Consider the following 24,692-nt stretch of genomic DNA (forward strand, 5'->3'; position numbering starts at 1 on the left):
CCTCAGCGGGCGGTACTAAGAAATTGCATTTCACGCGTGATCATCTCTGAATCTGGCAGCCTCCTCGGCCCGGCGTAGTTGCTCGAGGATGATCTTTAGATGAGGGCGAAATGGAATATACCTGCCTGTCCGATTTTCCCATCAGATCGGGAAATCTCACCCTGTGGCGTACCGAGGTGGAAACCGAGGATGCCTGGGAATTAGATAATCGGCCGCTGACGAGTCAGCACGAGAAGTATTGCGGGGAATTCGATTCGCTCGACGAACGGCCTGGTCGCGGCAAGTGGATCGGGACGATATTCGAGATGGACGCGCCGCTGGACCGGCGGGCCGTGCGCGATCTGGTCTGGGTCTGGCACGCCAGGCACGAGGGCCTGCGCACCACCGCGGTGGCGGCGCCCGGTGCCCGCCCGCAGCGGTACACCTGCTCGGCGTTGGGGGTCAAGGTCGTTCGTGAGGTGGTCGACACGGTCTCCGACGGCGACCAGCTCGGACCGTATCTGTCCGCGGAGTTCGAACGGCGTCTTTCCCCGGCGGCCTGGCCGCACTGCATGATCGCGACCATCGAGCATCGCGACACCGACGACTTCACGGTGCTGGTCGCCGCCGATCACTCCGTGATGGACGCCTATGGGCAGGCGCTCATCATCAACGAGTTCCGCTCGCTCTACCGGGCGCTGCTCGACGGCTCGCGCATCGAGGCGCTCAGCACGTGCGCGAGCCCGGCGGATTATGCGGTGCTCGAGCGTCAGGCCGCGGCCACGGTCACCGCTGACTGCCCGGCCACCCTGGCGTGGCGGAATTTCTTCGATTCCTGCGCGGGAAAGTTCCCGAGTTTTCCGCCATTGCATTCGACGGCGCACGAGTCGGCAGGGGAAACCGAGCAGCACAGTTTTTCCCGATGGTTGCTGGATAATGCCGAGGCGGACCAGGTCGAGGCGGCGGCGACCGTGCGCGGCCAGCGGCTCACCGCCGTGGTGTTCGCCGCATTGGCCTATGCCTCGTATCGCATCTCGGGCAGCAGCGTCTTCCGGACGATCATGCCGGTGGCCACGCGGCCGAGCGCGCAGTGGGCGGAGTCGATGGGCTGGTTCGTCAATATCGTGCCGCTCTCTATCGCGGTGGGGCCGGACCGTAGTTTCGATTCCGCGCTGCACGATGCCACGGCAGCGCTGAAGGCGGTCCGCCCCATGACGTTCGTGCCGGCGGGACCGGTCTGTGAACTCCTGGAGATCGAAGACACGCCGCGCTTCGGTGTGTCGTTCGTCGACATGCGCCGGGTGCCCGGCGTCGACACGATCGGCGATCTGCGCCATCGATTGCTGCGGGCCGAGTCGTACTCCCCGGACGAGGTCTACTTCTGGGTCGGGCGCACCGTGGACGGATTGAATATCTCGACCCGGTTCCCCGCCTCGTTCCAGCTCGCCGAGATGGACCGGTTCGTCGACGAATTCGTCAGTACCCTGCGCGAATTCGCCGGTGGCGCGGTCCCCGTCCGCGACGTGATCGACGCCGCGGTCGGCTGCGGGGCCGCGTGATCCGCATCGGCGGCGTGGATTTCGCGCTACGGCCGACCTGCCACCCGATCGTCGTGGCGCCGAGCGCCACGACGGTCGAGGCCGCCAGATCCGCGCCGACGTGCCCGGTGCCGCCCTCGTTCCTGCAACAGGACCATCTGGACGGCGTGCTGGGCGGGGTGTCCACCGGGGTCTATCTCGCGATGGTGACGCACCTGCCCGGCACACCGGATCTGACCGCGCTCACGGCGGTGATCACCGACTTCGTGCGCAGTCACGACGGCCTGCGCACCTGGTTCGAGCCGACCGCCGACGGGTGCCTGCGCCACATCGTGGACCCGGAGGCGATGCGGTACGAGACCAAGGAACTCGACAGCGTCGACGGGGGTGACTGGGCGACGGCGTTGACCGAGTACTTCGACAGGGTCTCCTCACCGCTGCAGTGGCCGAGTTCGGCGTTCGCCGTATTGACCGCCGCGGACGGGTTCGATCTGGTCTTCGCCGTCGATCACGCCTTCAGCGACGGCATGTCGCAGGCGTTGGCGGCACTGGAGCTCACCGAACGCTATCGGGCCCAGATCGCGCGTCGTGCCGTGGCGTGGCCCGAGCCCGGCGGTTCGAGTGCCGACTACGCGACCGACGAACGGGCCCGCGCGGCCGACGGGCTCGCCGCGGACCTGTATCCGTTCTGGCAGGACACATTGGGCGAGAACGACTTTCGGCTACCGGTGTCGCCGATCGAACGCGGCGGCCCCGCACCGAAACGGCATCGCCGTCGCCTGGAGACCTCGGTGCTGCTCGACGGCGAGCTGGCCGCGGCGTTCGATCAGCTGCTCGCCCGCTCCGGCGAGAACGTGTCCACGGCCATGTTCAGCGTGCTCGCGCTCGCCGACTTCGAGACCACCGGTAGCGAGTTCTACTGGTCGCTGAACGTGCTGTCCACCCGCTTCGGTGCGCGTTTCCGCACCGCGCAGGGCTGGTTCTGCAATTTCGTCCCGGTGTCGTTCGAGCTGCCGCCGGTGCCGAGCTTCGCGGCGACGCTGCCGCGGGCCCGCGACGGTCTCGAACGCGGCAGGCAGATGTCGCGGCTACCGGCACACGGGGCGATCGCCCAGCTGTTCGCCCGCGGCTACGGTGCCGAGTTGGTCACCAGGGAACCGAGTTTCGTCACGCTGCTCGACCTGCGGTCGGTGGACGCGGCCCTGGGCGCGGAGTCGGCCACCCGCATCATCACCGCCGACGGCACCACCTCGACGGTCTCGATCTGGCTCGGCCGCAACAGCACCGAGTACTTCGTCTGCATCGGAGCGCCGGATCTCCCCGAAACCTGGGAGCAGGCGGCCGATTTCGTGGAGCTGCTGCGCCGGATTCTTGGCTCGATCGCGCGGACCGGGGACTACCGCAGTGCCTATCCGCTGGCCGCGATATCCGGAATCTGGCAGTGACGCGGGCACATCGATCGGAAGGAGGTCTGCGATGGTCGCAGTGACAGTACCGCACCGGATGGCCGACCTGGACTGTGCCAGTGCGCGCACGCAGGCGCCCGCGGACACCGTGTCGATCCACGCGATCTGGTTGTTCGACACCGCGCTGAGCGACGCGACGCTGGATCGGTTCCACCAGCAGCTGCGGCGCGGCGTGCTCGGCCGGGTCGCCGCGAGACCGTATCTCGGCGCCGCGGGTGACCGTTGGGTCCGCGCGCGGCGGTTCGCGCCTGTCGAGCGCTATGCGGGCGCGCTGCCCCGCGAACACGTGACCGATTGGATCGCGGAGCGGGCCCGTGGCGAACTCGACACCTACGGCGGCCCGGCGTGGCGCCTGTCGGTGACCGATCTGGACGGCGGCGGATCCGCTGTGTCCCTGCTGGTTTCGCATACCCTGACCGACGGTCTGGCCCTGATCCGAGCGCTCGAGGACGCCGCGGCGCCCGCGCCGGGCGAGTGGTCGTTCGAATCCGACCGGGCCGGCCGGCTGCGGCTGTTCTGCTCGGACCTGCTCGCCGCGGTGCGCAGGCTGGTGGCGCTGCTGCCCGCGCTGCCGACGGTCGCGCGGTTCATTAGCGAATCCAGGCAGCAGCCGCATCACGGGTCCGCGGCACCTCCGCCGATGCCCCAACCCGCCACGCCGACCACGGATTTCACGCTGCCATTCGTCCTCGCGGTGGTGCCCGCCGACCAATGGCGCAAACAGGCCGAGGCGCGCGGCGGCAACGATGCCTCGCTGGCGGTCGCGGTGATGGCCGAGCTCGCGACCCGGGTCGGCCGCACCGACGCGCAGGGGCGGGCCAAGATCGCGATGCCGGTCAGCGTCCGCGAACCCGGGCAAGACACGCGTGGGAATGCCCTCGGCGCCATAGACCTGCTCGTCGACCGGACCGGTGGGAACGACGATCTCGCCGAGATCAGGGCCGAGGTCAAACGAAAGCTGCAGCGGCGCGAGGCCGATGGCCGTGCCTATGCGGCATTGCTCGAGTTGGCGCTGGTGTTGCCGCCCTCGGTGTTCCGGAAGCTGGCGCGGGATCTGACCAAGGATCAGGTCACCACCGGGTGCTCGTATGTCACCTGCCAGGGCCCGACGGTGCGCATGGTCGCCGGCGTCGCGGCGACCATGTTCAGTCTCGGCCTGATCACCCAGCGGCTGGAGTCACTCGACGAGGTCCATCGCAGTGGCGGGTACCTGTTCGGCGGCTTCGTCGCCTCCGACGATGCCGTCTGCCTGCGGATCCAAGGGTTGCATCCGCCGAATCCCCTTGACCGGCACCAGCTCTCGGCTGCGGTCGGATCGATCCTGGACGGCTACGGGCTCGACCCGGTCTTCCTGTAGCGGGCCGATGCCCGAGAACACGAGGTGAGTCGATGAAAGCACTGCTGGCCTTCGGCGGCAGCCGCGGTGACGCGCAGCCCGGTATCGCGTTGGCGCGCGAGCTGATCGGACGCGGACACGATGTCCGGCTCACCGTGTCACCGAACCTGGTCCGCCTCGCGACCGACAGCGGCGTGCCCGCGACACCTTTCGGCCTGGACACCGACGAACTGTTACGCGCCCAGTTCGACGACAGCGGCAAGGGCGGGCCGCTGGCGCGGTTACGGGCGTTGCGCGCGGTGAACCGGCAGGGCTTCACCGAGATGGCCGATGACCTGCTTGCCGTCGCATCGGGGGTGGACGTGGTGGTCGGTGCGATGGCCAACGAGGAGGTGGCGCGCGGGGTCGCCGCGCGCACCGGGGTGCCGTTCGCGGCCGTGCACTATTTTCCGATCCGGCCCAATCGCGCGGTCCCCGTGGTGCCGAACGGATTCGGCGCGAAGCTGCCCGGCGCGCTGAACCGGCGTTGCTGGTCGGCGTTGGGCGCGGCGCGGGCCTGGGCGATCGCGCCGGACGTCGAGCGGCTGTACGGCACGACCCCGCGGACTTCTTCGCTGCCCGACATCGCGATCCAGGCCTACGACGATCGGTTGTTCCCCGGGCTGCGCGCGGAGTGGGGTCCGGACCGGCCGTTCACCGGCTTCTTCACCCAGCCGCCCGGTGCGACGACGCGGGCGGACCCGCAGCTGACGAGCTGGCTCGCGGCCGGATCCGCCCCGGTGTATGTGGGTTTCGGGTCGATGCCCGTGCCGGATCTCGACGCGACGATCGAGCAGGTGCGGATCGCTTGCCGCCAGATCGGACGGCGCCTGTTGTTCGTCTCCGGTGGCCTCGCCGCCGAGAGCGAGTACTCGGCCGACTATGCCCTGCTTCGCGGTGTCGATCACACGACGGTGCTGCCGCGCTGCGCCGCGGTGGTGCATCACGGCGGCGCGGGCACGACCGCGGCGACGTTGCGGGCGGGCGTGCCCGCGGTGGTGTGCTCGTTCATGGCCGACCAGCCCTACTGGGGGCAGCGCGTGCGGGCGCTGGGTCTCGGTGCGGCACTGCCGTTTTCACGGTTGTCCGCAGCGAAGCTCACCCAAGCGTTGGTACGGGTCACCGGCGCCGAGGTCACGGCGCGGGCGGCCCGGTTCGCCACCGGGTTTCGCGGATCGGGGGTGCGGGCGGCGGCCGATCTGCTCGAAGCGCTACCGGTCCGTGTCGGCAGTACCGCGAGCGCAGGAGGCTTCCGATGACCACGACCACCGATATCGCCATCGAAACCCGCGGCCTCGGTAAGTCTTTCGGCGGGGTGCGCGCGGTCGACGCGATCGATCTGCGAGTGCCGAGCGCGACGGTGTTCGCCCTGCTCGGGCCCAACGGCGCGGGTAAGACGACGATCGTGCGCATGCTGGCCACGCAGCTGCGGCCGGATCGGGGCAGCGCGCACGTGTTCGGCTACGACGTCGCCGCCGACGCCACCGCGGTGCGCTCCATGATCGGCCTGACCGGGCAGTATGCCTCGGTGGACGAAAGTCTCTCCGCCACCGAGAATCTCCAGGTCTTCGGGCGGTTGCTCGGTCTGTCCCGGCGCGCGGCGAACGCGCGGACCGAGGAGCTGATCGACCAATTCCAGCTGACGGCGGCCCACAACCGACCGGCGCGCACACTGTCCGGCGGCACCCGACGCAGGCTGGATCTGGCTGCCTCCCTGATCATTCCGCCGCCGCTGCTGTTTCTCGACGAGCCGACCACCGGACTCGATCCGCACACGAGGATGCGGATGTGGGACACCATCCGCGCGCTGGTCGCCGAGGGCGTCACCGTCCTGCTCACCACCCAGTACCTGGAAGAGGCCGACATGCTGTCGGATCGGATCGCGGTCATCGACCACGGTGCCGTGGTCGCGGAGGGCAGCGCCGACGATCTGAAGGCGGCCGTTGGCGAGGACGTGCTGCGGCTCGACCTGCTGGACCCGGCGGGCGTGCCGACCGCGGTCTTGATCGCGGAGCGCCTCGCGGGCAATTCGGTGCGGGTCAGCCCGGAGGGCGCGACCCTGTCCGTGCCGCTGCGCGACGTCGACACCGCGACCGTGGTACTGACCGAATTGCGCCGGGCGGGTGTCGGTTTGCGCGGATTCGGGGTGGACCGACCGGAACTCAACGAGGTGTTCCTCACGCTGACCAGCCGCGCGCAAGCGCCGCACGGGGCGCCGGTCTGATGGCGCGGGCACGGGAACGTCAGGAATCGAGGATGCGATGGTGGCAGTGACGGCAGGTGCGGTGGCCGAACAGCAGACCGCGAAACCGGTGATCGACCGACGGCCGCGGGTCCGGCACCTGAGCACCCGCGCGGCGGTGTATCAATCGCTCGTCATGGCATTGCGCGGTCTGCTGATCTTCCGGCGCAGCCCGCAACTGCTCTTCGACGCGGCGCTGCTGCCCATTCTCGGACCGGTGTTGTTCGGCAACATCTTCGGCATCGCGGTGGCGGGCAGTCTGCAGGCCTACCTGCCGACCCTTATCCCCGGCGTGCTCGTGCAGATCGTGCTCACCTCCTCGGTCGCGACCGGTGTACAGCTGTGTGAGGATATGAGTTCCGGTGTGCACGAGCGGTTCTCCGCGATGCCGCTGGCCCGGCTGGCGCCGATCATCGGAGCGCTGCTGGCCGGGATCGTCCGATATGGCATGGCGGCGGTCATCGTCGTGGTCGTCGGGACGGTGATGGGGTATCGCCCGCAGCATCCGATCGGGTGCGCGGTGGCGGTGCTGCTCGTCGTGCTGGTGACCGTCGCGCTGAGCTGGATCTTCGCCTATGTCGGCGTGACCGTCGCCAGACCCACCGCGGTCCAGGGCATTTCGACACTGATCCTGCTCGGCATGACCTTGGTCTCCAACGCGCTGGTGCCGACGACGGCGATGCCCGACTGGTTGCGTCGGGTCTCGGAGGTGAACCCGGTCTCGCGGCTGGTGTCGGCGGTGCGCACACTGGCCGACACCGGACAGTTCGGCACCGACGCCTGGTGGTCGTTGATCGGGGCGCTCATCGTCGTCGCGGTACTCGCGCCGCTGACGTACAGGGCACTGCGACCACGCTGAAATCACTACTTCGACCACGCTGAATAGACACCGCGGCGTAGTCGAGCCAACACTGCGGCGACGGTGGACCCACAGCGCGGCCGCGCTGCGACGGCACGGCGTTCGCGCTGATCGCGGAAGGAACGAGTGGCAATGCCCGCACCGATGAATCGCCTCACCCCGGACGACGACCTGTTCCGCAGAGTGGACCGGCTTTTCGGCTCCGTCATCGTGAACCAGTTCGCGCTGCTGTTCGACCGGCCCTTGGATCGGGAAGTGGTGCGAACCTTCCACGCCCACCTCGCCGCCGGGTTCCTCGCGCGCCGTGTGGTCACCTCCCGCATTCCGCTCGCACGACCGTGGTGGCAACCCGCGCTATCATCGATTCCGCTTGTCTGGCAGCAGGATCCGGTCGGTGCCGATGCGCTTGTCGATTGGCTCGCTGACCAGGCCGAGGCCACCTTCGACCCGGAGACGGGGCGGTTGTGGCGGCTCTCGGTCGCCCCCTACGGCACGGGATCGGTGCTGTCGCTAGTGATCTCGCATATCGCGGCGGACGGCAGCGGCGCGGTCGGCGCGATCGGGGACGCGCTCGCGCGGGTCGCGGCCGATCTCCCGGTGAGCCGGGCGGACAGCTCGGGCGCGCTGGTCGGCGCGGCGCCCGAGCGCGGCCTGTGGCGGCGGAATCTGGCCGACGCCACGGGCCAATTTTGGGCCATCACCACCGGGATCGTGCGTGCGGTGCGTGCCCGCGGTATCACCGAGCCGCCGCGCCCGCCACGGCCGCACGACACGGTGGTGCCGATGGGGGAGCGCTTCCATCCCGCCGAGGTGATAGTGAATCTCCCACTGGCGCAGTGGGAACACGTCGCCGCCGCGAACGGCGGCACCGCGAACGGCTTGATGCTCGGCGCGGCGCTCGGAGTGCTCGGCCGCAGCGGCCGGATCCGGGACGGCGACCTGGCGCGCATCGAGATCCCGCGGTCGCTGCGCGGCCCGGACGATCCACGCGGCAACGCGACGACCGGTATCCCGATCAGCGTGCCCTATCGCAAAGGCGAACTGGCCGACCTCGGCGCGATCCGGTCCGCGACCAAGGCCGCGATCACCGCCTACGACGATCCGGCGCGCATACCGCCGCTGCAGCACCTGCAGCCGCTGCAAATGGTGATCCCGGACGCGGTGGCGCGCAGGCTCGCCCGTACCTCCACCGCGCCGCTGTGCCTGTGCACCAACCTGGGCAGCGCGGCGGGTCCGCTACTGCACCTCGGCGCGGACCGAGCGCGCGCGGTGCTGCTGCGGCCGATGCTGAAGGAGGCCGAGACCGAGATGTACCGGCGCACCGAGGCCGGGCTGAACATGTCCTGGTGCAGCGACGGCGAGCAGGTATTTCTCGCGGTCACCGCGGCCGACCCCGACCACTTTCCGACCAGGGCGGCGTTGCGCGGCTTTGTCGAGGAGGAGTTCGCCGCCTGGAGTCTGAGCCCGGTGTTCTGGTAGGTCAGTCGCAGGTCGAGGGCGGTGCCGGGCGGTCGGCGAAGCGGTCGGCCAGCCAGAGCTGCCACTGGTCGCCGCCGGCTTCGAAGCGGTTGTGGTCGCCCGGCAGCACCACATCACGCACTGCGATCCCCTTCTGGCACATCGCCACCGCGGCGGCGTCGGACCAGACGGTCTCGACCAATACGTCGCGATTCGCGCGCAGCATCAGTGTGGGCAGCGCGCTGCGCACCTGCGGTAACTCGGTCCGGTGTTGGAAGTCGGTGACGACGGCGCGTGCCGCCGCATCGGTGAAACCGGCCTGATCCGGGGTCGGGGTGACGGCCAGCGCGCTGTCGAGCACGTCGCCGGTGCAGCGTGCCGCCAAACCCGGTGCGGCGGTGAGCAGTTGGCCGTGCAGCACCTGATCGAAGCCGAAATCGGGGCGCTGTGCCCGGATTCCGGACAGCACGTAGGGCAGCACCATGTACTGGTCGGTGCTGAGCGTGCCCGCGTCGATGTTCGACGCGATCGACAGGCGCAGCGCGGGGGAGATCAGCACGTTGGCGAGCAGCTTCAGTTCCGGCGCGTAGCGCGGGGCCGACTCCGCGGCGGCCTCGGTCGCCCGGCCGCCCTGCGAGACACCCAGCAGCGCAACCCGATCCGAGATCGGCAGGTTCAGCTGCCCGGCCGCGCGGATCGCGTCCAGCACGTTGTAGCCCGAGCTGGCCGAGTCGAGAAAGGGGGCCGGGCCAGGGCCGTCCAGGCCCTGGTAGTTGGGCATGGCGACCGCGTACCCCGCGCCGAGCAACTCCGCGACGGTGGTGGCGGCGCCGAAGAGATTCGGCGAACCGGTCGGTGCGCAGCGCGTGGCGACACCCGCTGTGCCGTGGCCGAAACCGACCAGGGGCCAACCGCCCTGCGGGGCCTGCCCGTGGGGCAGGAAGACCGCGCCGGACACCTCGATCGGTTGTCCCGAGGCCGCGGTCGAACGGTAGCGCAGGTACGTCGCGGTGCCCGTGGCGGCGAGTGCGTCGCCGAGCGCCAGCGACCGGGATTCGATCACCTCGCCCGGCCGGCGCGCCGGGGGTGCGCCACGGTCGCTCCCGCATCCGGCGGCGACCGTGGCGGTCAGTGCCAACGCGAGCATCATCCGAGCACAACGAACAGTCATCCCAGCCCCTCGAGGGATTGCCGTTCGGGCTGGGACAACGGTGGCCCCGGCGGCCGATCCGGCAGATGCCGACAGGTCAGAAAAGCAGCGAGCTATCCGCAGGCTACCTCGTCGGCGCGGTTCGTGCCGGTGTGCCCGCGCGGCCTAACGGCGGGCGCCGGGGTGCCTGGTGTGCGGCCATTGCTGCTGGGGGACGGGGTCGTGGCGGCGGCGGCGTTCGGCGCGGCTCTGTGGATCCATGGCTCGCGCCGTGACGGCGAGCAGTAGCAGCACGATCAACGCGGCGCCGACGATGGTTGCCCACAAGAGCATTGTTGTTCCCTCGAATCCTCGGCCGCACGCCGGCGCGGTCCCTGTTCCCGCGCTCCGGTAGTCAACTGGCGCAGATGTTTTCACGACGGGGCCGGGCGCGCGAGCCGACCGTCCACAACGTGGGAAACCTTTGGCGGTGGCACAATCCGCACCGCGCGGGTGCTGGATGTGTTCACAAAATCACTTGCCCGGCGCTGACAGACTGTGGCACATGGACTCCGTCGACGGTGAACCCGGCAACCGCCAATTGGTGTTGCGTAAGCGCCCCGGAAACACGCTGCGCGACAGTGACTTCGAGTTGTTACGCGGGCCCGTGCCGCCGATCGGTCCTGGGCAGGCGCTGGTTCGGGTGCACTGGCTCGGGATCGATCCGACACAGCGGGGCTGGCTGAACGACGGCGACAACTACATCGATCCGGTGCCGCTGGACACTGTGATGCGCGGCAGCGGCGTCGGCGAGATCGTCGCGTCGAACACGCCGGACTATCCGGTCGGGGCGTGGGTCGCGGGCATGGTCGGCTGGCAGGACTACGCCGTGGCGTCGGGGCAGGGACTGTTCGGCTTGAACATCGTGCCCGCCGGGGTCGACCCCAAGCTCATGCTGAGTCTGTTCGGGGTCACCGGGCTGAGCGCGTACTTCGGCATGGTCGATGTCGGCCGGGCGGGTGCGGGTGACACCGTGGTGGTCAGCGCCGCGGCGGGCGCTACCGGATCGGTCGCGGGGCAGATCGCGAAAGCATTGGGCAGTAAGGTGATCGGCATCGCGGGCGGTGCGCGCAAGTGCGCCTGGCTGCGCGAGCACGCCGGATTCGATCACGCCATCGACTACAAGCGCGAGGACGTCGGAAAGCGCTTGGCCGCCACCGCTCCCGACGGTATCGACGTTTTCTTCGACAGTGTCGGTGGCACCATTCTCGACCACGGATTGGCGCATCTGGCGCAGCGGGCTCGCGTGGTGCTGTGCGGCGGCATCGCCACCGGCTACACCGCCGACACCGCCGCGTACGCACTGCGCGACTATTCCGCGCTGATGCTGAAGCGCGCGCGGATGGAAGGCTTCATCGTCCTGGATTACGCGGACCGCTTCCCCGAGGCATTCGACAAGCTTTCCGGCTGGCACAGCGCGGGGCGGATCGTGGTGGCCGAGCACGTCACCGAGGGATTGGCGGCGGCCCCGGCGGCACTGCGCGGACTGTTCGAGGGAAGCAACATCGGCAAGCAACTCGTGCGGGTCGAAAGCCGGTAACCGCGGACCTGCATGATGGGCGCATGCTTCCTACCGACGACCTGGCTCAGGTAGACCGTCGTCCCGCCGTGGTCGACACGCCGCTCGGCACCGTCGAGTTCGCCGTCGCGCTCGGCTCGGAAGCACTACCCGCGGAATCGAATGCCCTGTGGCGCTTGCCGAATGGCACGCATCTGCACCGGTGGCAGCGCGCGGACGCGACGGTCGATCTGCTGATCGGCAGCGTCGATGTGGCGCCGTGGGACGGCGGCGCGCCGATTCCGGTGTGGGCGGGCGTCTGGCAGGTGCGCGCACACACGAGAGTGCCCGGTCTGGTGGTCGCGGCCGAACTGACCGACGTGCCCGCCGACGCGTACGCGGGTCCGGACACCGGTGAATGCCTCGCGGCCGTGAGCGTCGAGAACGACGACTTCATGGTCTCGATCGGCGGTCCGGACACCGAGTTGCTCGCCATGCAGGCGAAGGACGGCAGGCTGTTTCCCTACCGATGGGCGCGCCTGCTGCCGAAGCACGACGTCCTCGGCGCCGAGTACGGCGTGCGCTATGGCGAGCGGGCCAGGGTGGCGTGGCATCTACCCGACCTCACCCGGGCAGAGGCCGCCCGCCTGTGCATCGCCACTGCCTGGTGTCCCCGCGACGACGACCGACCCGCCGCCTGGTTCGCCGTGGACATGCCGCTGGACACCGCCTACCTACACCTGATCACCGACCCAGCCTGACGCCCGCGCCCAGCATCGTGGGCTCAGGGTGCCTGGCCAATCGCGGCAATGGGGTCGCGTCGAAGGCGTGCCGAGCCGGCTGTTCGACGGGAACAGTTCGGAGCATCCCGACATCCGGTTCATTCCGTGACGGCCGGGGGTTCAGCAGTTCGGTTGAAAGGGGAAGCAGCCCTGCGGGGTACGCGGTGACGATGGTGCGGTGGTGGGTGCCTCGGACGGCGCGGGTACGTCGATCGGCAGCTCGGGCGGCGGTGCGGTCACGCCGGGGGTGCCGACATCCGGCGGGCCGACGGCCGGGCCCGATTTCGCGAAGAGCCAGATGGCGCCGCCGAGGATCAGTACCGCGACGACCACGCCGATCGCCAGCAGTAGTGGGCCACGTCGCGTCGCCGGTGCAGTGGGTTTCGGTTTGCCGACCTGTGGTTTGGCGCGAGCGGCGCCCGTGCTCGACAGTGGGGCCGGGGCGGGTTCGTCGGCAGGTCCAGGCAGCGGCGGTGGGCCGGGCGAGACCGGGGGCGCGTGCGTCGGGGTCGGCGGGTTGTCCGCCGCCGTGCTGCGGAAGCCTTCGGCGGCCAGCTGCGCCACGGTGACCGCGTCGGCGAAGTGCAACGCCGCCAACGCCTCCCGCACCTGCTCGGCCGTCCACGCGATCTCGCGGCGGGCGGTGGTGCGAAACCAGCCGCGCAACTCGCGGAGTTCACCGGCAAGCACGTCGATGCCCGCGGGCAGCGGCCCGCCGGGGTCGGTCGTGACGGCGGTGCCGACCTGTGGCAGCACCACCACCAACCCGCTGACATTCGTGTCGATGCCCGCCGCGCCCGCCAAATGCCGGGCCATGGCGTCCATCGCGGCGCGCAGGTCCGGCAGCGGGTTCGGCGCACCGGTACGCACCGCTACCGGGTCACCGTCGAAGCCCGCCAGCCGCCAGGGCTCCTCGGCCGGACAGCGCAGCGTTCCGCTCTCCTTCAACAGCATTCCGGCGACATCGATGACGACGCACGCGTTCGGCGTGATCACCAGCAGATCCGCGGTCGGGGCCGCGCGCTCGGGCAGGGTGTAGCCCGAGATCGCCACGCCGGGAATCAGATAGGGGCCGTTCCAAGTGTGCAGCCAATCGACGACCAGCCGTTGCGGCTCCGGCATGTTGTCGCGCGCGCCGTTGAGCACCAGCATGGTGTTGGATCTCCTCGCACCGAGCCCCGAATCACTACCGTCTGAACAGTAACCCGTCCAGCGGCTTTCAATCGCCTCGGCGCCGTTCGATCCGCGGAGCGCGCCCGACCCCCGATCAGGACAGCGCGGCGAGACCGCTCAGCATCGGACCGATGTCGGTGCGGAACTGTTCTCGGTCGTCGCGGTGGCGGGCGTGGCCGGGGTGTCGAGCGGCGACGGCCGCAGCCGTGGTTCCGATCGCGGATGACTCGGGGCGGCGGCGCGGGCCGTGGCCAGGACGCAGGTGGCGGCCGTGACCAGAATGAGGGGATAGCACCCCGCGTAAAGGGGGACCAGGAGGTGTATCCACCATTCGGGAACGTCGCGGGGGAGCATGAAAAAGCCGATGCCGATGGGGTGCGGCGCTTCCAATTGCGCGGGACCACCCCAATAGTTCCACCACCAGCAGAAGCTGGGGATCGACACCGCGACGACCGGCAGGAAACGCCATTTCGTCCGGGCGGCGCGGGCGTGGTGCAGGGTGAGGACGAACAGCGGCACCAACCAGACCCAGTGATGGCCCCAGGAGAAAGGCGAAACGCAGGCCGAGGTCATTCCGGTCAAAGTGATGGCCAGTAGTTCGTTGTGCCGCTGGAATGCGACCACCGCCGCCGCCATGCCGAGCGCGGCGACCGATCCGGTCACCGCGAGCCACAGCCACAGCGGTGGCTGATAAACCGTCGTATTGCCGATCGGCGTCGAGAAACGTTGCACGTCATAAAATCTCAGCAACTGCGCGAGGAATCCGTTGACGGATTGATTTGCCGGTGAATCGACCAAACCGACGCGACCCGACCGGGTGATCTGCTGTCCCCAGTAACTCCACGAATCGGCGGGCCGGACGAGCGCGCCTGCCGCGACGGTCGCGGCCAGCGTCGCCGCCGCGACGCGCCACGTGCGCCACTGGCGCGTGCACGCGAGATAGACCAGGAAGAAGCCCGGCGTCAGTTTGATTCCGGCCGCGATACCCACCCCGATGCCGCGCATGGCGGACCGGGCGCGGGTGAGGTCCCAGAGCACGAGCAACACCAGGAAGACGTTGATCTGCCCGAGCCAGATGGTGGTGCGCACCGGCTCGAACGCGGTGCAGACCACCGCGAGCAGCGCGGTGAACGCCCACGTGCGCCGCGTGTTCGCATAGCCGAGGATGCGCAGGCAGCACCACACGATTCCGGCCACGGCCGCGAATATCGCGAGCCACCAGACGATCTCGGTGACGCCGAAACTCATGACGGTGAGCGGCACGAACACGAGGGCGGCGAACGGGGTATAGGTGAACTCCATTTCGAAGAAGACCGGCCCGGTATAGAGCCCGTGGCCGTCCAGGAGGGCGGTACCGCCCGCGCGGTATACCCACAGGTCGACGTTGTTGCCGAAAAGTCCGTAATACCCGTTTTGGATCGGCAATGCGAAGACGTGCCAGACCAGAACGGCTACGGCGGCAACGGCGGAGAGCGTCAACGCCACGGTGCCGACGCCATTGTCCGCGTGCGCACCTCGCTGCACGGTGGTCAATGTTCTAACGCGGCGATGTGCGGCGGAATGTGTGTGCTGTCGCGGTACGCCGACCTGCCTGCAACAATTCGAGCTCCTTTTCTACGGTGACGCACGCCGGGTATTTCGTAGTAGAGCCCCGATACTTTAACCACAGCTTTCGACCGCGGCCTCCAGCCGGGTCCGGTCGTGGCCCGCCGAAGACGACAGCGGCCCCCTCCGCACGCGGCGGAAGGGGCCGTTGTGCCGGTGCCCAGTCACCGGCGGGTGGGTCAGCCGGCGGCCGCCGATCCGTCAGCCAGCGGGGTGAGGTCGGTGACCAGCCGCTCGGTCAGCGGCATGGGCACCGCGTGCTGCTCGGCGATGCGCAGCAGCGCGCCGCCGATGGCATCGAGCTCCAACGCCCGCCCGGCGTCGGCGTCGCGTTGCATGGACGACTTGGCCTCTGGCGGGAAGGCGTCGTAGAACCGCAGTGCCGCCTCGACATCGGCGGGCACGCCCGCCGCCCGGCTCAGCGCGGCGATCTCGGCGACCAGGTCGGTCAGTTCGGCGCGGTGCACCGTGCGCAGGTCGCCGACCGGGCACCGGTGCCACGTGCTCAGCAAGGCGAAGGGGGCGAGGAAGAACAACTTGCCCCACAGCAACGCCGCCTCGTCGGGGCGGGCCGCGGCCTGCACCCCGGCATCGGCGAGCAGCGTGACGAGCGCCTCGATCCGATCGGACGGCGTTGCGGCACTTGCCAGATCGATCTCGACGAAGGGGCTGCCGTGCTCGATGACGCCGGGCGCGACCCGCGTCGCGGCTACCCGGATCACCGCGGGCACAACGAGTTCCCGGCGATACCGCGCCCGCAACGCTGCCGGGTGTTCGATCCCGTTGAGCAGCGGCACCACCAGCGCGTCCCCGAGCACATCGGGGGCGACCCGGGTCAGTGCCGCGCCGAGCACATTCTGTTTCACCGTGACCAGCACCAGATCGACCGGTTCGCGCAGTTCGGTATCCGCCTCGGCCTTCACCGTGAAATCACCGAACAGCTTGCTGCGCACCTGGATTCCGTGTGCGCGCACGGTGTCCACGGTCGCCTCGCCGCCGAGGAAGATGACGCGGTGCCCGGCGCGCGCCAGCAGCGCACCCACCAGTCCGCCGACACCGCCGGGGCCGAGCACTGCCACCCGCCATGGTCGCACTGTGTTCATCGGGTCCTTTCGTTGGTCGTGGGGAACCAGATGTCCTCGTTCGCCACGTCGGTGGCCCGGTACTTCCCGAGCGCACTGATCAGCAGCCGTAGTTCCAACTCGAACGCGGACAGCAGGTTCGTCAGTCCATGATCGGCGTTCTCGTCGGCGGCCACGAGGGCGGCCCGGCCCAAGCCGACGGCGGTGGCGCCGAGGGCAAGGCATTTGACCACTCGGGTGCCCTCCCAGCACCTTCCGGAGACGAGCAGGCTGTGCCCCTGTCGGTCCCGCCCCGCCACCCGGTGCAGGCACTCGGCCAGGGGCAGGCCGACATGGTCGAGGAATCCGTGTGGCGCCCAGCCGGTCCCCGCCTCCGCGCCGTCGACGGTGACGGCGTCGGCGCCCGCCGCCCACGCGACCTCGGCCGCCGCGCCCACGTCCCGGGCGGGCGGCAGCTTCACCCATACGCGACAGCGCGGATAGTTGTTGCGCATCAACCGGATCTGCTGCCGCAGGATCTCGGGGGTGAACGTGCCGGGGGTGGCCGAGCGCAGCATCGGTGCGTCGGCGCTCGCGTAGATATCGAGGATGTCGTACTGCGCCGAAAGGTCGGCGGCGCGGTCCCTCGGCACCAGTGTCATGCCGCCGACACCCGGTTTCGCGCCCTGGCCGACCTTCAGCTCGAACGCCAAACGTCCACTGGCCAACAGTGGTTCGCTCGACGGATCGCTGTACACCAGGTTCCACACCTCGGCGTCGGCGTCCTCGGTGCTCTGCTGCACGATCACGCCGCCGACGTCATCGGCCGCGCGCTTGGTGTACTCGGTGAGTCTGCGCAGCAGTGAGCTGGGCGCCTCCTCGACCATTCGGCCGTAACCCGAGACGGGAACGATATTCTCGCCGATCACCATCGGCACCCCCGCGGCGCCCGCTTGCGCGGCCACCGCGACACCGAGGTCGCCATCGGCCACCGCGGTCGAGCCGAAAGCCGAGACATAGAGCGGCAATGCCGAGCGCAGGCCGCCGATGGTGGTGCGCAGATCCACGTCGCCGGCCAGCGGCTCGCGGCCGAGGTCGAACAGCTTCTCCTCGCGCAGCGGCACGAAGACCGGCGGCACCAGCCGGGCGCGGTCGATCGAATCGGTATCGCCCGATTCGGCCGGCGCGTCCCGCCCCTGACCGAACAGTCGCGCGCCGTAGTGCGCGTTGTCGGGAAACACCGCCCCCGCCGCCGTGCGCGCCCGCGCGCGCACCTCGCGTTCGGGAAACCCGGGTGCCGAGAGCACGCTCACGGACGGGGCTCCCCCGGCACCTTCGGGTAGGCGGTGGCCTGCCAGACCGCGTCCAGCCCGGCGAGGAAACGGGTGAACCGCTCGACGCCGAGCCCGAAACCCGCACTGGGCGAAAGGCCCTCGCGGGCGAGGGTGAGATACCACTCGTACTTGGCCGGGTTCTCGCCGGTCTCGCGCATCCGGGTGAGCAGGGTGCGATAGTCCGATTCGCGCTCGCTGCCGCTCATCATCTCGCCGTACCCGCCGGGGAAGATCAGGTCGAAATTGCGCAGCATGCCCGGCTCGTCGGGGTTCTCGCTGTCGTAGAAGCCGCGCGAGCCCTTCGGGTAGTCGGTGATGAAGAACGGGCGGGTGGTCGCGGCGGAGATGATTTCCTCACCCGCCCAGTCGATCTCGGTGTGCTCGCGCTGGTGGTAGCCGAGCTCGCGCAGTTCCCGCACCGCGGCGGTGTGGCGCTTGCGGTCGTAGGGGGCCGCGATCACCTGCTTCAACTGTTCGAGGTCGCGGCCGAGCAGTTCCAGCTCGCGCTGGGCGTTGCTCAGCACGTACTCCACCGCGTACTTCGTCACGCGTTCGGCCACGTCCATGGCGTCCTCGCGGGAGCCGTGCGCGATCTCCACGTCGAGCTGGTGGAATTCGGCGAGGTGGCGATGGGTCACCGCGGTCTCCAGCGGTTCGAGCCGTACGTTGGGCGCCACGTGGAAGATCTTCTCGAACGCGAGCAGCGAGGACTGCTTGTAGAGGATGCCGCTGGTCATCAGCTTGTAGCGATGGCCGTAGTAGTCGATGTCGACCTGCTTCGCGCCGCGGGCCCCCGGATCGGTCACCGGACCGATGATGGGCGGCAGCAATTCGGTAAAACCCTCCGCGGTCAGGAATTCCCGCGCGGCCGCCAGAAAACGGGCCTGCACGGTCAATGCGGCAATGGTTCGCGGCGAGGTGAGATGCGCGCGCGGCAGGGGTAGCGCCGAACTCGCGGGTTCCGTCGATTCAGGCAAAGTTCGATCCATTCCATGGTCCGTGGGGGTGGCCGCGATCGGGACGTGCTCGAGCCCCAGCGTCGAGCCGTCGATTCGGCGCGGGCATTCATCGTCAGGAATAGTGTTCCAGTCGCGTGCGCCCGTTGTTCACGGCCATCCCTCGTGGGCAATTGGTCCGCTATGAGATAACGTATTTCCGAATACGCGGTAACTGGCGGAAAACTATTGCGCTGGAGCTTTCATAAAACCCCCCGTTCCTGCTGGACTGACTGCAAATGCACTGGTCACTGGCCCATTCTCCCCCTGAATGATCGCCATGTCCACCCCCCGGGTGGGGGGTTCGACGTGCAAGATCAATTCCGCCGGAATTGCGGAATCCGAGGTGGCGAGGGTTACTCGCCTCGCTTTGACAGCCGGTGTGGGCCGATGTAACTTGGCTTTAACAGGGCCGGGGTAGTCGAAATGGGGTGTGACTTCCCTTCAGGAGCATCTGGGGGTACTGCTCCGGGTGTGTGAATTCTGAGAGGGTGGACTTGGATCAGCCGTTGTCTGATTTGATGCTGAGCACCTTACTACTGCCTCCGTGGCGATACCGGAAGTGAATCCCCATAAAATGAACTACGACCGTTCGAACTTCGCTCCACTGTCTCATACACGCGAGGCCGACCGTGGCGAGTTGAGGTTCCATTGGTGTGCGCCGCTGGACAGCGGGCAGCAGAAGGCCACCGAGAAGTATCGGGTCGGCGAACTCGACTTCGACGGGATGGTCTCCTTCGTGCAGGAGGCCGACGCGCTCGGCGTCGACTCGCTGCTGATGGGCATCGCCGACTACATGCCCGATCCGCTGCCGATGATCGGCGCGCTGGTCCGGGAGACCGAGAACGTCACCTTCATCCTCGCCTACCGGCCGGGGCTGCTGTCGCCGACGTTGTTCACCCAAGTGGTGAACACGATCTCGTGGATGTCGAACGGCCGGATCGCGCTGAACCTGGTCGCGGGCATCTCCCCGGCCGAGCAGGCAGGCTACGGCGATTTCGTCGCCCACGACGGACGTTACGCCCGCACCCAGGAGTTCCTCGAGATCTGTCATCGGTTCTGGCGCGGTGAGAAGCCGCTGACCTACGAGGGCGACCACTACGTGATCAAGGAGGCCGCGCTCGGGCTCGGTTACCTCGGCGGCGGACGGCCCGAGATCTACCTCAGCGGCGCATCGGGGATCGCGCAGGAGACCGCCGCAATGTTCGGCGACTGCTGGCTGCGCTACGGCGACACTCCCGAAGGCATGGGGGCCGCGGCAAGGCCGGTGCTCGACAAGGGAATTCGCGTCGGCACCCGAATGCACGTGCTGGCCAGGGAAACTCGGGAGCAGGCGCTCATCGATCTGGCCGCCATGCAGGACAACCCGGACGAGGCGCACAAGGCCTGGGTCGCGCAGGTGGTCGCGGCCTCGGACTCCGAAGCCGTCAAGACCTCGTTCCGGCTGGCCGAACAGGCCGACGGCGACTGGCTTTCGCCGATGATCTACTCCGGTTTCGTGCCCTATCGCGGCGGCCCCGCGCTGTGCGTGGTCGGCAGCTATCAAGAGGTCGCCGACTACCTCTACCAGTACAAGGCGCACGGGGTCAGCGAGTTCATCTTCTCCGGCTGGCCGACCCGCGACGAGATGCGGATCTTCTACACCCACGTGCTGCCGCTGATCCGGGAACACGAGAGACGGCCGGCATGACATCGCGAGCGGTGCCGCGGCACAGCGCGCTGTTCGCCACCGGCGTGCTGCTCGGACTGATCGCCGAACAAGTGGTGCTGTTCGCGGTGCCGCTGTTGATCTTTCAGGACACCAAGCAGGTGTCCACGCTCGGCTTCGCGTTCGCGCTGGAGTGGGTGCCCGCACTGGTTGCCTACCCGTTCGCGGGTCTGCTCGCCGATCGCGACGGCGGGGCCAGGCTGTTCACCAGGGTCGCGGTGCTGCGTGCGCTCATCCTGCTGACCGTCATGGTCATCTGTATGGTTCAGCCCGGCTGGATGGTGCCTGCGCTGATGACCAGTGGCGCGCTCCTGTCACTGTGCGTGGCGCCCATCCGCATGTCGATCGAACGGATGGTCCCGCAGCTGGCCAAGGACTCCCAGATCGCCACGGTGCAGTCGCTGGTGCAGAACACCGAGCTGCTCGCCATGGCGCTCGGTCCCGCGCTGGCGATCCTGGCCGCGGCGTTGCTCGGCAAGCTCTGGCTGCTGCTCGTCGCGGCCGCCGCGTTCGGGATCAGCGCACTGACCTGGTTGCCGTTGCCGCGCCCGCAGACTAGGCAGCGGGTCGAGTGGGCGGCCCGAAAGGTGCTCTCGGAGTTGGCCATCGGCTGGCAGCTCATGGTGCGGATCCGCCCGGTGCTGCTGCTCGGCATCCTCAACTTCACGATCAATCTGGTGGTCGGGGTGTTGATCGTATCGAACGCGGCGCTGGTCACCGACGTGTTCAACGCGCCGGACTCGGCCTACGGTGCGCTGAACGCGGCGGTCGGCGTCACCGGGTTGCTCAACCTGCTGGTGATGCCCGCGCTGCTGCGCCGCGTCGGCGTCGAACCCATTGGCGCCACCGGCTTCTGGCTGATGTGCGTGGCGTTGCTGATCGCCGCGCTCGCTCCGTCCTATTGGATCTACGCGCCCGCCTTCGTCGTGATGCTCGTCGGCAGTGCGCTCTACAACATCTACAACCGCACCCAGCGGGTGAAGGTGATCCCCGGCCAACATCTCGGCAAGGTGATGGGGCCGTTCTATTTGCTCAACCTTTTGTCCTATCCGATCGCGGGTCTGCTGATCGGTGGTCTGGGTGCCACCATCGGCCCACAACGACTTGCGCTGTGGCTGGGCGGCCTGCTCTGCCTGTTCGGCGCGGTTTTCCTGCCGTTGACGATGGCCAGCTTCCGTAAAGCGCTCCTGGCCCGCGAGAACGCTAACGTCGAGGTCGTGACATGAACGCCAGCTTCCGGTGCGTGCTGAGCACCGTCGAATCCGATTCCCATCTCTGGAATCTGGTCTACCTGCAGAAGTTGCTCGAGGAGCACGGCGCCGAGGTGCGCAACCTCGGCACGTGCACGCCGGTGGCCTGCGTGGCGGACGCGATTCGCGCGCAGCGGCCCGACCTGCTCGTCGTGTCGAGCGTCAACGGCCACGGCAGCCACGGTGCCAAGGTGCTGCTTTCCGCGCTGCGCGCACAGGGATTGGAGGTGCCGTGTGCCATCGGCGGCAAGCTGACCACCGCGGTGTCCGACGACGACCGGGTCCGGCGCGAACTGCTCGAACTGGGCTACACCGACGTGTTCCTCGGTGACGACGCCATCGAGCGTTTCCGCGGCTTCCTGCGTTTCGGTATCGCACAGGGGTTTTCGGCATGGCGGGCCGATCGCGCCGTGATCACGCCGTGGGACGGCGAGCACGCGGAAACACGAGAGGTCTACTGATGCACATCGTCATCGTCAACCGGTGGCCACGGTTCAGCGACGGAATCCGCTGGGACAACGAACTCACCCGCTACGAGGAGTTCGTCGATCACGAGGCCAACCAGGTGAGCTACGTCGTGGACGGGCCGGGTGCCGACGGCGTGCTGATCGACCCGGCGAAGATCGCCTGGCAGGTGCGGGTCGAGGACGTCAACGACGTGGCGGCGCTCGGCGCGGCCGTGCGCGAGATCACCGAACGGGTCGGCCCGGTGGACGAATTGATCGCGCTGTCGGAGTTCACCCTCGAGATCGCCGCGAAAGTCCGTGCGGAACTGGGCATTCCAGGGCCGACGCTGGACGAGGTCGCGGTCTATCGGGACAAAGTCCGGATGAAGCAGGTGCTGGAGAAGGCGGGCATACCGGTGCCGCGCTTCGCCTCCTGCGCGAGCGCCGAGCAGGTGCGCGAGTTCGCGGCCGGTTGCGGCTACCCGTTGATCCTCAAGCCGTTGGCCGCCGCCGCCAGCATCGGGGTGCGCCGGGTGGACGACGACGCCGAACTCGATGCCGCACTCGGCACCGTGGATCTGTCCGGCTACGAGGTCGAGGAGTTCGTCGCCGGCGAGATCTACCACATCGACGGCTTCGTCGACGACCATGCCCAGGTCGTATTCCAGGCGGTCTCGCGCTATATCAACGACTGTCTTTCGTTCGCGCACGGCGAGCCGCTCGGGTCGGTCCTGCTGCGCTCCTCGCCGCGCCGGACGCAGCTCGAACAGTTCTGCCAGCAGGTGGTATCCGCACTCGATCTGCGCCGCTTGCCTTTTCACCTCGAGGTGTTCATCACCCCGGCGGGCGATCCGGTGTTCCTGGAGATCGGCGGGCGCGTCGGCGGGGCCGAGGTACCGCACCTGCTCTACCGGGTGTTCGGGGTGAACCTGTACGAGATGTTCCTGCGGGTGCTCTCCGGTGAGCCGGTCCCGCCGGTTCCCGATCACGCCGATGCCTCCGGTGGCTGGCTGATCATGCCCAAATCCGAGGTCTATGCCGAACGGGTGGTCCGGGCCTCGTCGATGCGCGCCGAGGTGCCGAGCGTCTGGCGGGAGCTGTTGCCCGCCCCCGGGCAGGTGCTTGCGCCCGGCGGTGCCTACGACGCACTGCATCGTGGCCGGTTCATCCTGCTGCACGAGGACGAACACGTCGTCGAGGCGGGCATCCGGAAGATCATCGAGAACTTCGACTTCGAGGCGGAATCGCTGTGAACAGTGCACCTGAGATCGACGATCGGACCCGATACGAGCAACTGATCGGATTCCTCACCGAGGAGGAGCGCGACGGCGTCGCCGCGGTCGGGGACAAGCTGATCGAGGCAGCGGGCGGGGTGGATCGGCTCGCCGGCTACAAGGTCATGGTCGCCTACGGCGGCGGCAAGGACAGCACCTACGTCGTCGCGTTCGTGCGTGCCGTGCAGCTGCGGCTGCGGCTCGCCCACGGCAGCACCTTCCTGATGCGCGTGGCCAACATGCGGCACGCCGGGGTGGTCGGCGCGGTGATGGAGAACATCGACCGGGTGTATTCCGCGCTGGGGCTGCTCGACGACGAGCGCGCCGAACTGCTCACCGTCGACCACACCGAGATCCGTCGTTTCCGAGTGGATCTGCCGCTGCCGGACAAGCTGGTGGCGATCAACCGGCTCGACGTCCTGATGAACGGCCACCGCTCGGCCGGCGACGGCCGCCCCACCTTCTGCAACAGCTGCAACCTGGCCGTCGCCGACTTCTACGGTCGCGCCGCCTGGTGGCAGGGCGGGGTCGACGCGATCATGACCGGCGACTCGCGCCGGGAACAGGCGCTGTACGCGGCGTGGATTCTGCGGCTGGCCAAGGGCATCGGCATCGACGTGCGGCGCAAGGGCATGACATTCCAGGATCTGCTGCAGGCGCTGCGTGGCGTCGGCGACGCGTACTTCCACGAGTTGTTCGGCGCGGACGTGGGCGAACCCGCCGAACGCGAGGTCGCGGTGGGTGACCGGTCGGTGCAGCCCACCTTCGTCTCCATCTACGACCTGGTGAGCTACCGGGTGCACGACCATTGGGACCTGATCGTCGACTTTCTCGGCTTCCGTTTCGACGACCTGGCGTTCAGCTTCACCGAATCCGATTGCGCCAACCCGACTCTCATGGCACACCTGCGCGGCCTGCGGGCACAGTACGTGGAGGGCCGCACCTATCAGGCGGGCATCACCGAGTACCTGGAATTCGCCGAGACGATGATGCGCAAGAAGGAGATGCCGGACCAGCTCATCGAACTCGCCCTTGCCCGCTACGACTCGCCGCAGCAGATCGCGCGTCGGCGCGAGGTGGCGGCCGCGTTCGCGGAGAAGGCCTTCGGGCTGGGGGAGGACGCGTTGATCGCGCTGGTCTTCTCGCCGTTCACGAATGCGGGTGCGCGCCTTGCGGAGTACATCGAACGCTGTCATCCCGAGCGGGTCGGCGACGTGCCCGCCCTGCACGCCGTGCTCAGCGGCGAGTCAGGCGAGGACCGCGCCGTCGCTTGGCTGACCGAGGTGTCCGGGCTGACCCTCACCCACCTGCGCACGCTCTATCGCAGTGCGCTGGTCGATTTCGCGGCCGGGGACACCGTGATGGCCAAGGTGCGCGCCGGTGATCCGCACAAATCCCAAGTGCACACGGTGGACCCGAAGTCTGGATTGCCGACATTAGAGCTGATCTCGGGCCGGTGA

21 protein-coding genes are annotated in these 24,692 nt (G+C 68.6%); 14 read left to right on the forward strand and 7 right to left on the reverse strand.

The genetic code is table 11. The features are described from left to right. Nucleotides 1-110 precede the first annotated feature (110 nt). The 7 genes from F5X71_RS14265 (at nucleotide 111) to F5X71_RS14295 (ending at nucleotide 8,938) form a co-directional block, all read left to right on the forward strand. Entirely contained in the window at nucleotides 111-1,538 is a 1,428-nt protein-coding gene (locus F5X71_RS14265; RefSeq protein ID WP_167462386.1) for a condensation domain-containing protein, read from the forward strand. Further along, the gene (locus F5X71_RS14270; protein WP_167462387.1) at nucleotides 1,535-2,962 is read left to right on the forward strand and encodes a condensation domain-containing protein; all 1,428 of its coding nucleotides are present in this window, start codon (nucleotides 1,535-1,537) and stop codon (nucleotides 2,960-2,962) included. Before F5X71_RS14265 ends, F5X71_RS14270 begins: the two co-directional genes overlap by 4 nt. A gap of 31 nt (nucleotides 2,963-2,993) precedes the next feature. Next, a complete protein-coding gene (locus F5X71_RS14275; RefSeq protein ID WP_167462388.1) occupies nucleotides 2,994-4,340 on the forward strand; it encodes a hypothetical protein in 1,347 nt (448 codons plus the stop codon). A 32-nt stretch (nucleotides 4,341-4,372) separates the two neighbouring features. Then, nucleotides 4,373-5,617, forward strand: coding sequence for a glycosyltransferase (locus F5X71_RS14280; protein ID WP_167462389.1), 1,245 nt, complete (start codon nucleotides 4,373-4,375; stop codon nucleotides 5,615-5,617). Beyond that, the gene (locus F5X71_RS14285; protein ID WP_167462390.1) at nucleotides 5,614-6,582 is read left to right on the forward strand and encodes an ATP-binding cassette domain-containing protein; all 969 of its coding nucleotides are present in this window, start codon (nucleotides 5,614-5,616) and stop codon (nucleotides 6,580-6,582) included. Before F5X71_RS14280 ends, F5X71_RS14285 begins: the two co-directional genes overlap by 4 nt. A 37-nt stretch (nucleotides 6,583-6,619) precedes the next feature. Next, nucleotides 6,620-7,459 carry an ABC transporter permease gene (locus F5X71_RS14290; protein ID WP_167462391.1) on the forward strand — a complete coding sequence of 280 codons (840 nt, stop codon included), beginning with the start codon at nucleotides 6,620-6,622 and terminating at the stop codon, nucleotides 7,457-7,459. Between the two features lie 132 nt (nucleotides 7,460-7,591). Then, complete coding sequence (locus F5X71_RS14295; RefSeq protein ID WP_167462392.1) at nucleotides 7,592-8,938, forward strand: hypothetical protein; 1,347 nt, start codon at nucleotides 7,592-7,594, stop codon at nucleotides 8,936-8,938. A 1-nt stretch (nucleotide 8,939) separates the two neighbouring features. On the opposite strand, the gene F5X71_RS14300 is transcribed toward F5X71_RS14295, so the two are convergent. Both F5X71_RS14300 and F5X71_RS14305 read right to left on the reverse strand, forming a co-directional pair. Next, a complete protein-coding gene (locus F5X71_RS14300; protein WP_167462393.1) occupies nucleotides 8,940-10,088 on the reverse strand; it encodes a lipase family protein in 1,149 nt (382 codons plus the stop codon). A 144-nt stretch (nucleotides 10,089-10,232) separates the two neighbouring features. Beyond that, nucleotides 10,233-10,400: a hypothetical protein gene (locus tag F5X71_RS14305; RefSeq protein WP_167462394.1), complete on the reverse strand. Its 168-nt coding sequence runs from the start codon at nucleotides 10,398-10,400 to the stop codon at nucleotides 10,233-10,235. Nucleotides 10,401-10,611: 211 nt separating this feature from the next. Here F5X71_RS14305 and F5X71_RS14310 point away from each other — a divergent pair, with 211 nt between their 5' ends. Continuing rightward, nucleotides 10,612-11,646 (forward strand): NADP-dependent oxidoreductase, encoded by a 1,035-nt coding sequence (locus F5X71_RS14310; protein WP_167462395.1) that lies wholly within the window; start codon nucleotides 10,612-10,614, stop codon nucleotides 11,644-11,646. Between the two features lie 23 nt (nucleotides 11,647-11,669). Beyond that, the gene (locus tag F5X71_RS14315) at nucleotides 11,670-12,365 is read left to right on the forward strand and encodes a hypothetical protein (protein ID WP_167462396.1); all 696 of its coding nucleotides are present in this window, start codon (nucleotides 11,670-11,672) and stop codon (nucleotides 12,363-12,365) included. A 141-nt stretch (nucleotides 12,366-12,506) separates the two neighbouring features. Here the strand turns inward: F5X71_RS14315 and F5X71_RS14320 are convergent, their stop codons facing one another. From F5X71_RS14320 to F5X71_RS14340, 5 genes are all read right to left on the reverse strand, one after another. Further along, nucleotides 12,507-13,538, reverse strand: coding sequence for a nuclease-related domain-containing protein (locus F5X71_RS14320; RefSeq protein ID WP_167462397.1), 1,032 nt, complete (start codon nucleotides 13,536-13,538; stop codon nucleotides 12,507-12,509). A 138-nt stretch (nucleotides 13,539-13,676) separates the two neighbouring features. Beyond that, on the reverse strand, nucleotides 13,677-15,083 hold the full coding sequence (locus F5X71_RS14325; RefSeq protein WP_167462398.1) for a glycosyltransferase 87 family protein: 1,407 nt from the start codon (nucleotides 15,081-15,083) through the stop codon (nucleotides 13,677-13,679). Between the two features lie 260 nt (nucleotides 15,084-15,343). Further along, complete coding sequence (locus F5X71_RS14330) at nucleotides 15,344-16,267, reverse strand: ketopantoate reductase family protein (RefSeq protein ID WP_167462399.1); 924 nt, start codon at nucleotides 16,265-16,267, stop codon at nucleotides 15,344-15,346. Then, entirely contained in the window at nucleotides 16,264-17,538 is a 1,275-nt protein-coding gene (locus F5X71_RS14335; protein ID WP_167462400.1) for a glutamate synthase-related protein, read from the reverse strand. Before F5X71_RS14335 ends, F5X71_RS14330 begins: the two co-directional genes overlap by 4 nt. Continuing rightward, nucleotides 17,535-18,536: an asparagine synthetase A gene (locus F5X71_RS14340; protein ID WP_238815884.1), complete on the reverse strand. Its 1,002-nt coding sequence runs from the start codon at nucleotides 18,534-18,536 to the stop codon at nucleotides 17,535-17,537. Before F5X71_RS14340 ends, F5X71_RS14335 begins: the two co-directional genes overlap by 4 nt. A 658-nt stretch (nucleotides 18,537-19,194) precedes the next feature. Between F5X71_RS14340 and F5X71_RS14345 the strand changes: the two genes are divergently transcribed. The 5 genes from F5X71_RS14345 to F5X71_RS14365 are packed head-to-tail and all read left to right on the forward strand — an operon-like array spanning nucleotide 19,195 to nucleotide 24,692. Next, complete coding sequence (locus tag F5X71_RS14345) at nucleotides 19,195-20,244, forward strand: LLM class flavin-dependent oxidoreductase (protein WP_167462402.1); 1,050 nt, start codon at nucleotides 19,195-19,197, stop codon at nucleotides 20,242-20,244. Further along, nucleotides 20,241-21,488: an MFS transporter gene (locus tag F5X71_RS14350; RefSeq protein ID WP_167462403.1), complete on the forward strand. Its 1,248-nt coding sequence runs from the start codon at nucleotides 20,241-20,243 to the stop codon at nucleotides 21,486-21,488. Before F5X71_RS14345 ends, F5X71_RS14350 begins: the two co-directional genes overlap by 4 nt. Further along, entirely contained in the window at nucleotides 21,485-21,973 is a 489-nt protein-coding gene (locus tag F5X71_RS14355) for a cobalamin B12-binding domain-containing protein (RefSeq protein WP_167462404.1), read from the forward strand. The genes F5X71_RS14350 and F5X71_RS14355 overlap by 4 nt, the downstream gene beginning before the upstream one ends. Further along, on the forward strand, nucleotides 21,973-23,211 hold the full coding sequence (locus tag F5X71_RS14360; RefSeq protein ID WP_167462405.1) for an ATP-grasp domain-containing protein: 1,239 nt from the start codon (nucleotides 21,973-21,975) through the stop codon (nucleotides 23,209-23,211). Before F5X71_RS14355 ends, F5X71_RS14360 begins: the two co-directional genes overlap by 1 nt. Beyond that, nucleotides 23,208-24,692, forward strand: coding sequence for a hypothetical protein (locus tag F5X71_RS14365; protein WP_167462406.1), 1,485 nt, complete (start codon nucleotides 23,208-23,210; stop codon nucleotides 24,690-24,692). Before F5X71_RS14360 ends, F5X71_RS14365 begins: the two co-directional genes overlap by 4 nt.

Origin of the sequence: Nocardia brasiliensis (assembly GCF_011801125.1) — a bacterium.
GTDB classification, from domain to species: domain Bacteria; phylum Actinomycetota; class Actinomycetes; order Mycobacteriales; family Mycobacteriaceae; genus Nocardia; species Nocardia brasiliensis_C.

Bases quoted from the DNA above. Each gene is read 5' to 3' on its own strand.
- F5X71_RS14265 (WP_167462386.1), top strand. From the start codon at position 111: ATGGAATATACCTGCCTGTCCGATTTTCCCATCAGATCGGGAAATCTC.
- F5X71_RS14275 (WP_167462388.1), top strand. From the start codon at position 2,994: ATGGTCGCAGTGACAGTACCGCACCGGATGGCCGACCTGGACTGTGCC.
- F5X71_RS14280 (WP_167462389.1), top strand. From the start codon at position 4,373: ATGAAAGCACTGCTGGCCTTCGGCGGCAGCCGCGGTGACGCGCAGCCC.
- F5X71_RS14285 (WP_167462390.1), top strand. From the start codon at position 5,614: ATGACCACGACCACCGATATCGCCATCGAAACCCGCGGCCTCGGTAAG.
- F5X71_RS14290 (WP_167462391.1), top strand. From the start codon at position 6,620: ATGGTGGCAGTGACGGCAGGTGCGGTGGCCGAACAGCAGACCGCGAAA.
- F5X71_RS14295 (WP_167462392.1), top strand. From the start codon at position 7,592: ATGCCCGCACCGATGAATCGCCTCACCCCGGACGACGACCTGTTCCGC.
- F5X71_RS14300 (WP_167462393.1), bottom strand. From the start codon at position 10,088: ATGACTGTTCGTTGTGCTCGGATGATGCTCGCGTTGGCACTGACCGCC.
- F5X71_RS14305 (WP_167462394.1), bottom strand. From the start codon at position 10,400: ATGCTCTTGTGGGCAACCATCGTCGGCGCCGCGTTGATCGTGCTGCTA.
- F5X71_RS14310 (WP_167462395.1), top strand. From the start codon at position 10,612: ATGGACTCCGTCGACGGTGAACCCGGCAACCGCCAATTGGTGTTGCGT.
- F5X71_RS14315 (WP_167462396.1), top strand. From the start codon at position 11,670: ATGCTTCCTACCGACGACCTGGCTCAGGTAGACCGTCGTCCCGCCGTG.
- F5X71_RS14320 (WP_167462397.1), bottom strand. From the start codon at position 13,538: ATGCTGGTGCTCAACGGCGCGCGCGACAACATGCCGGAGCCGCAACGG.
- F5X71_RS14330 (WP_167462399.1), bottom strand. From the start codon at position 16,267: ATGAACACAGTGCGACCATGGCGGGTGGCAGTGCTCGGCCCCGGCGGT.
- F5X71_RS14350 (WP_167462403.1), top strand. From the start codon at position 20,241: ATGACATCGCGAGCGGTGCCGCGGCACAGCGCGCTGTTCGCCACCGGC.
- F5X71_RS14355 (WP_167462404.1), top strand. From the start codon at position 21,485: ATGAACGCCAGCTTCCGGTGCGTGCTGAGCACCGTCGAATCCGATTCC.
- F5X71_RS14360 (WP_167462405.1), top strand. From the start codon at position 21,973: ATGCACATCGTCATCGTCAACCGGTGGCCACGGTTCAGCGACGGAATC.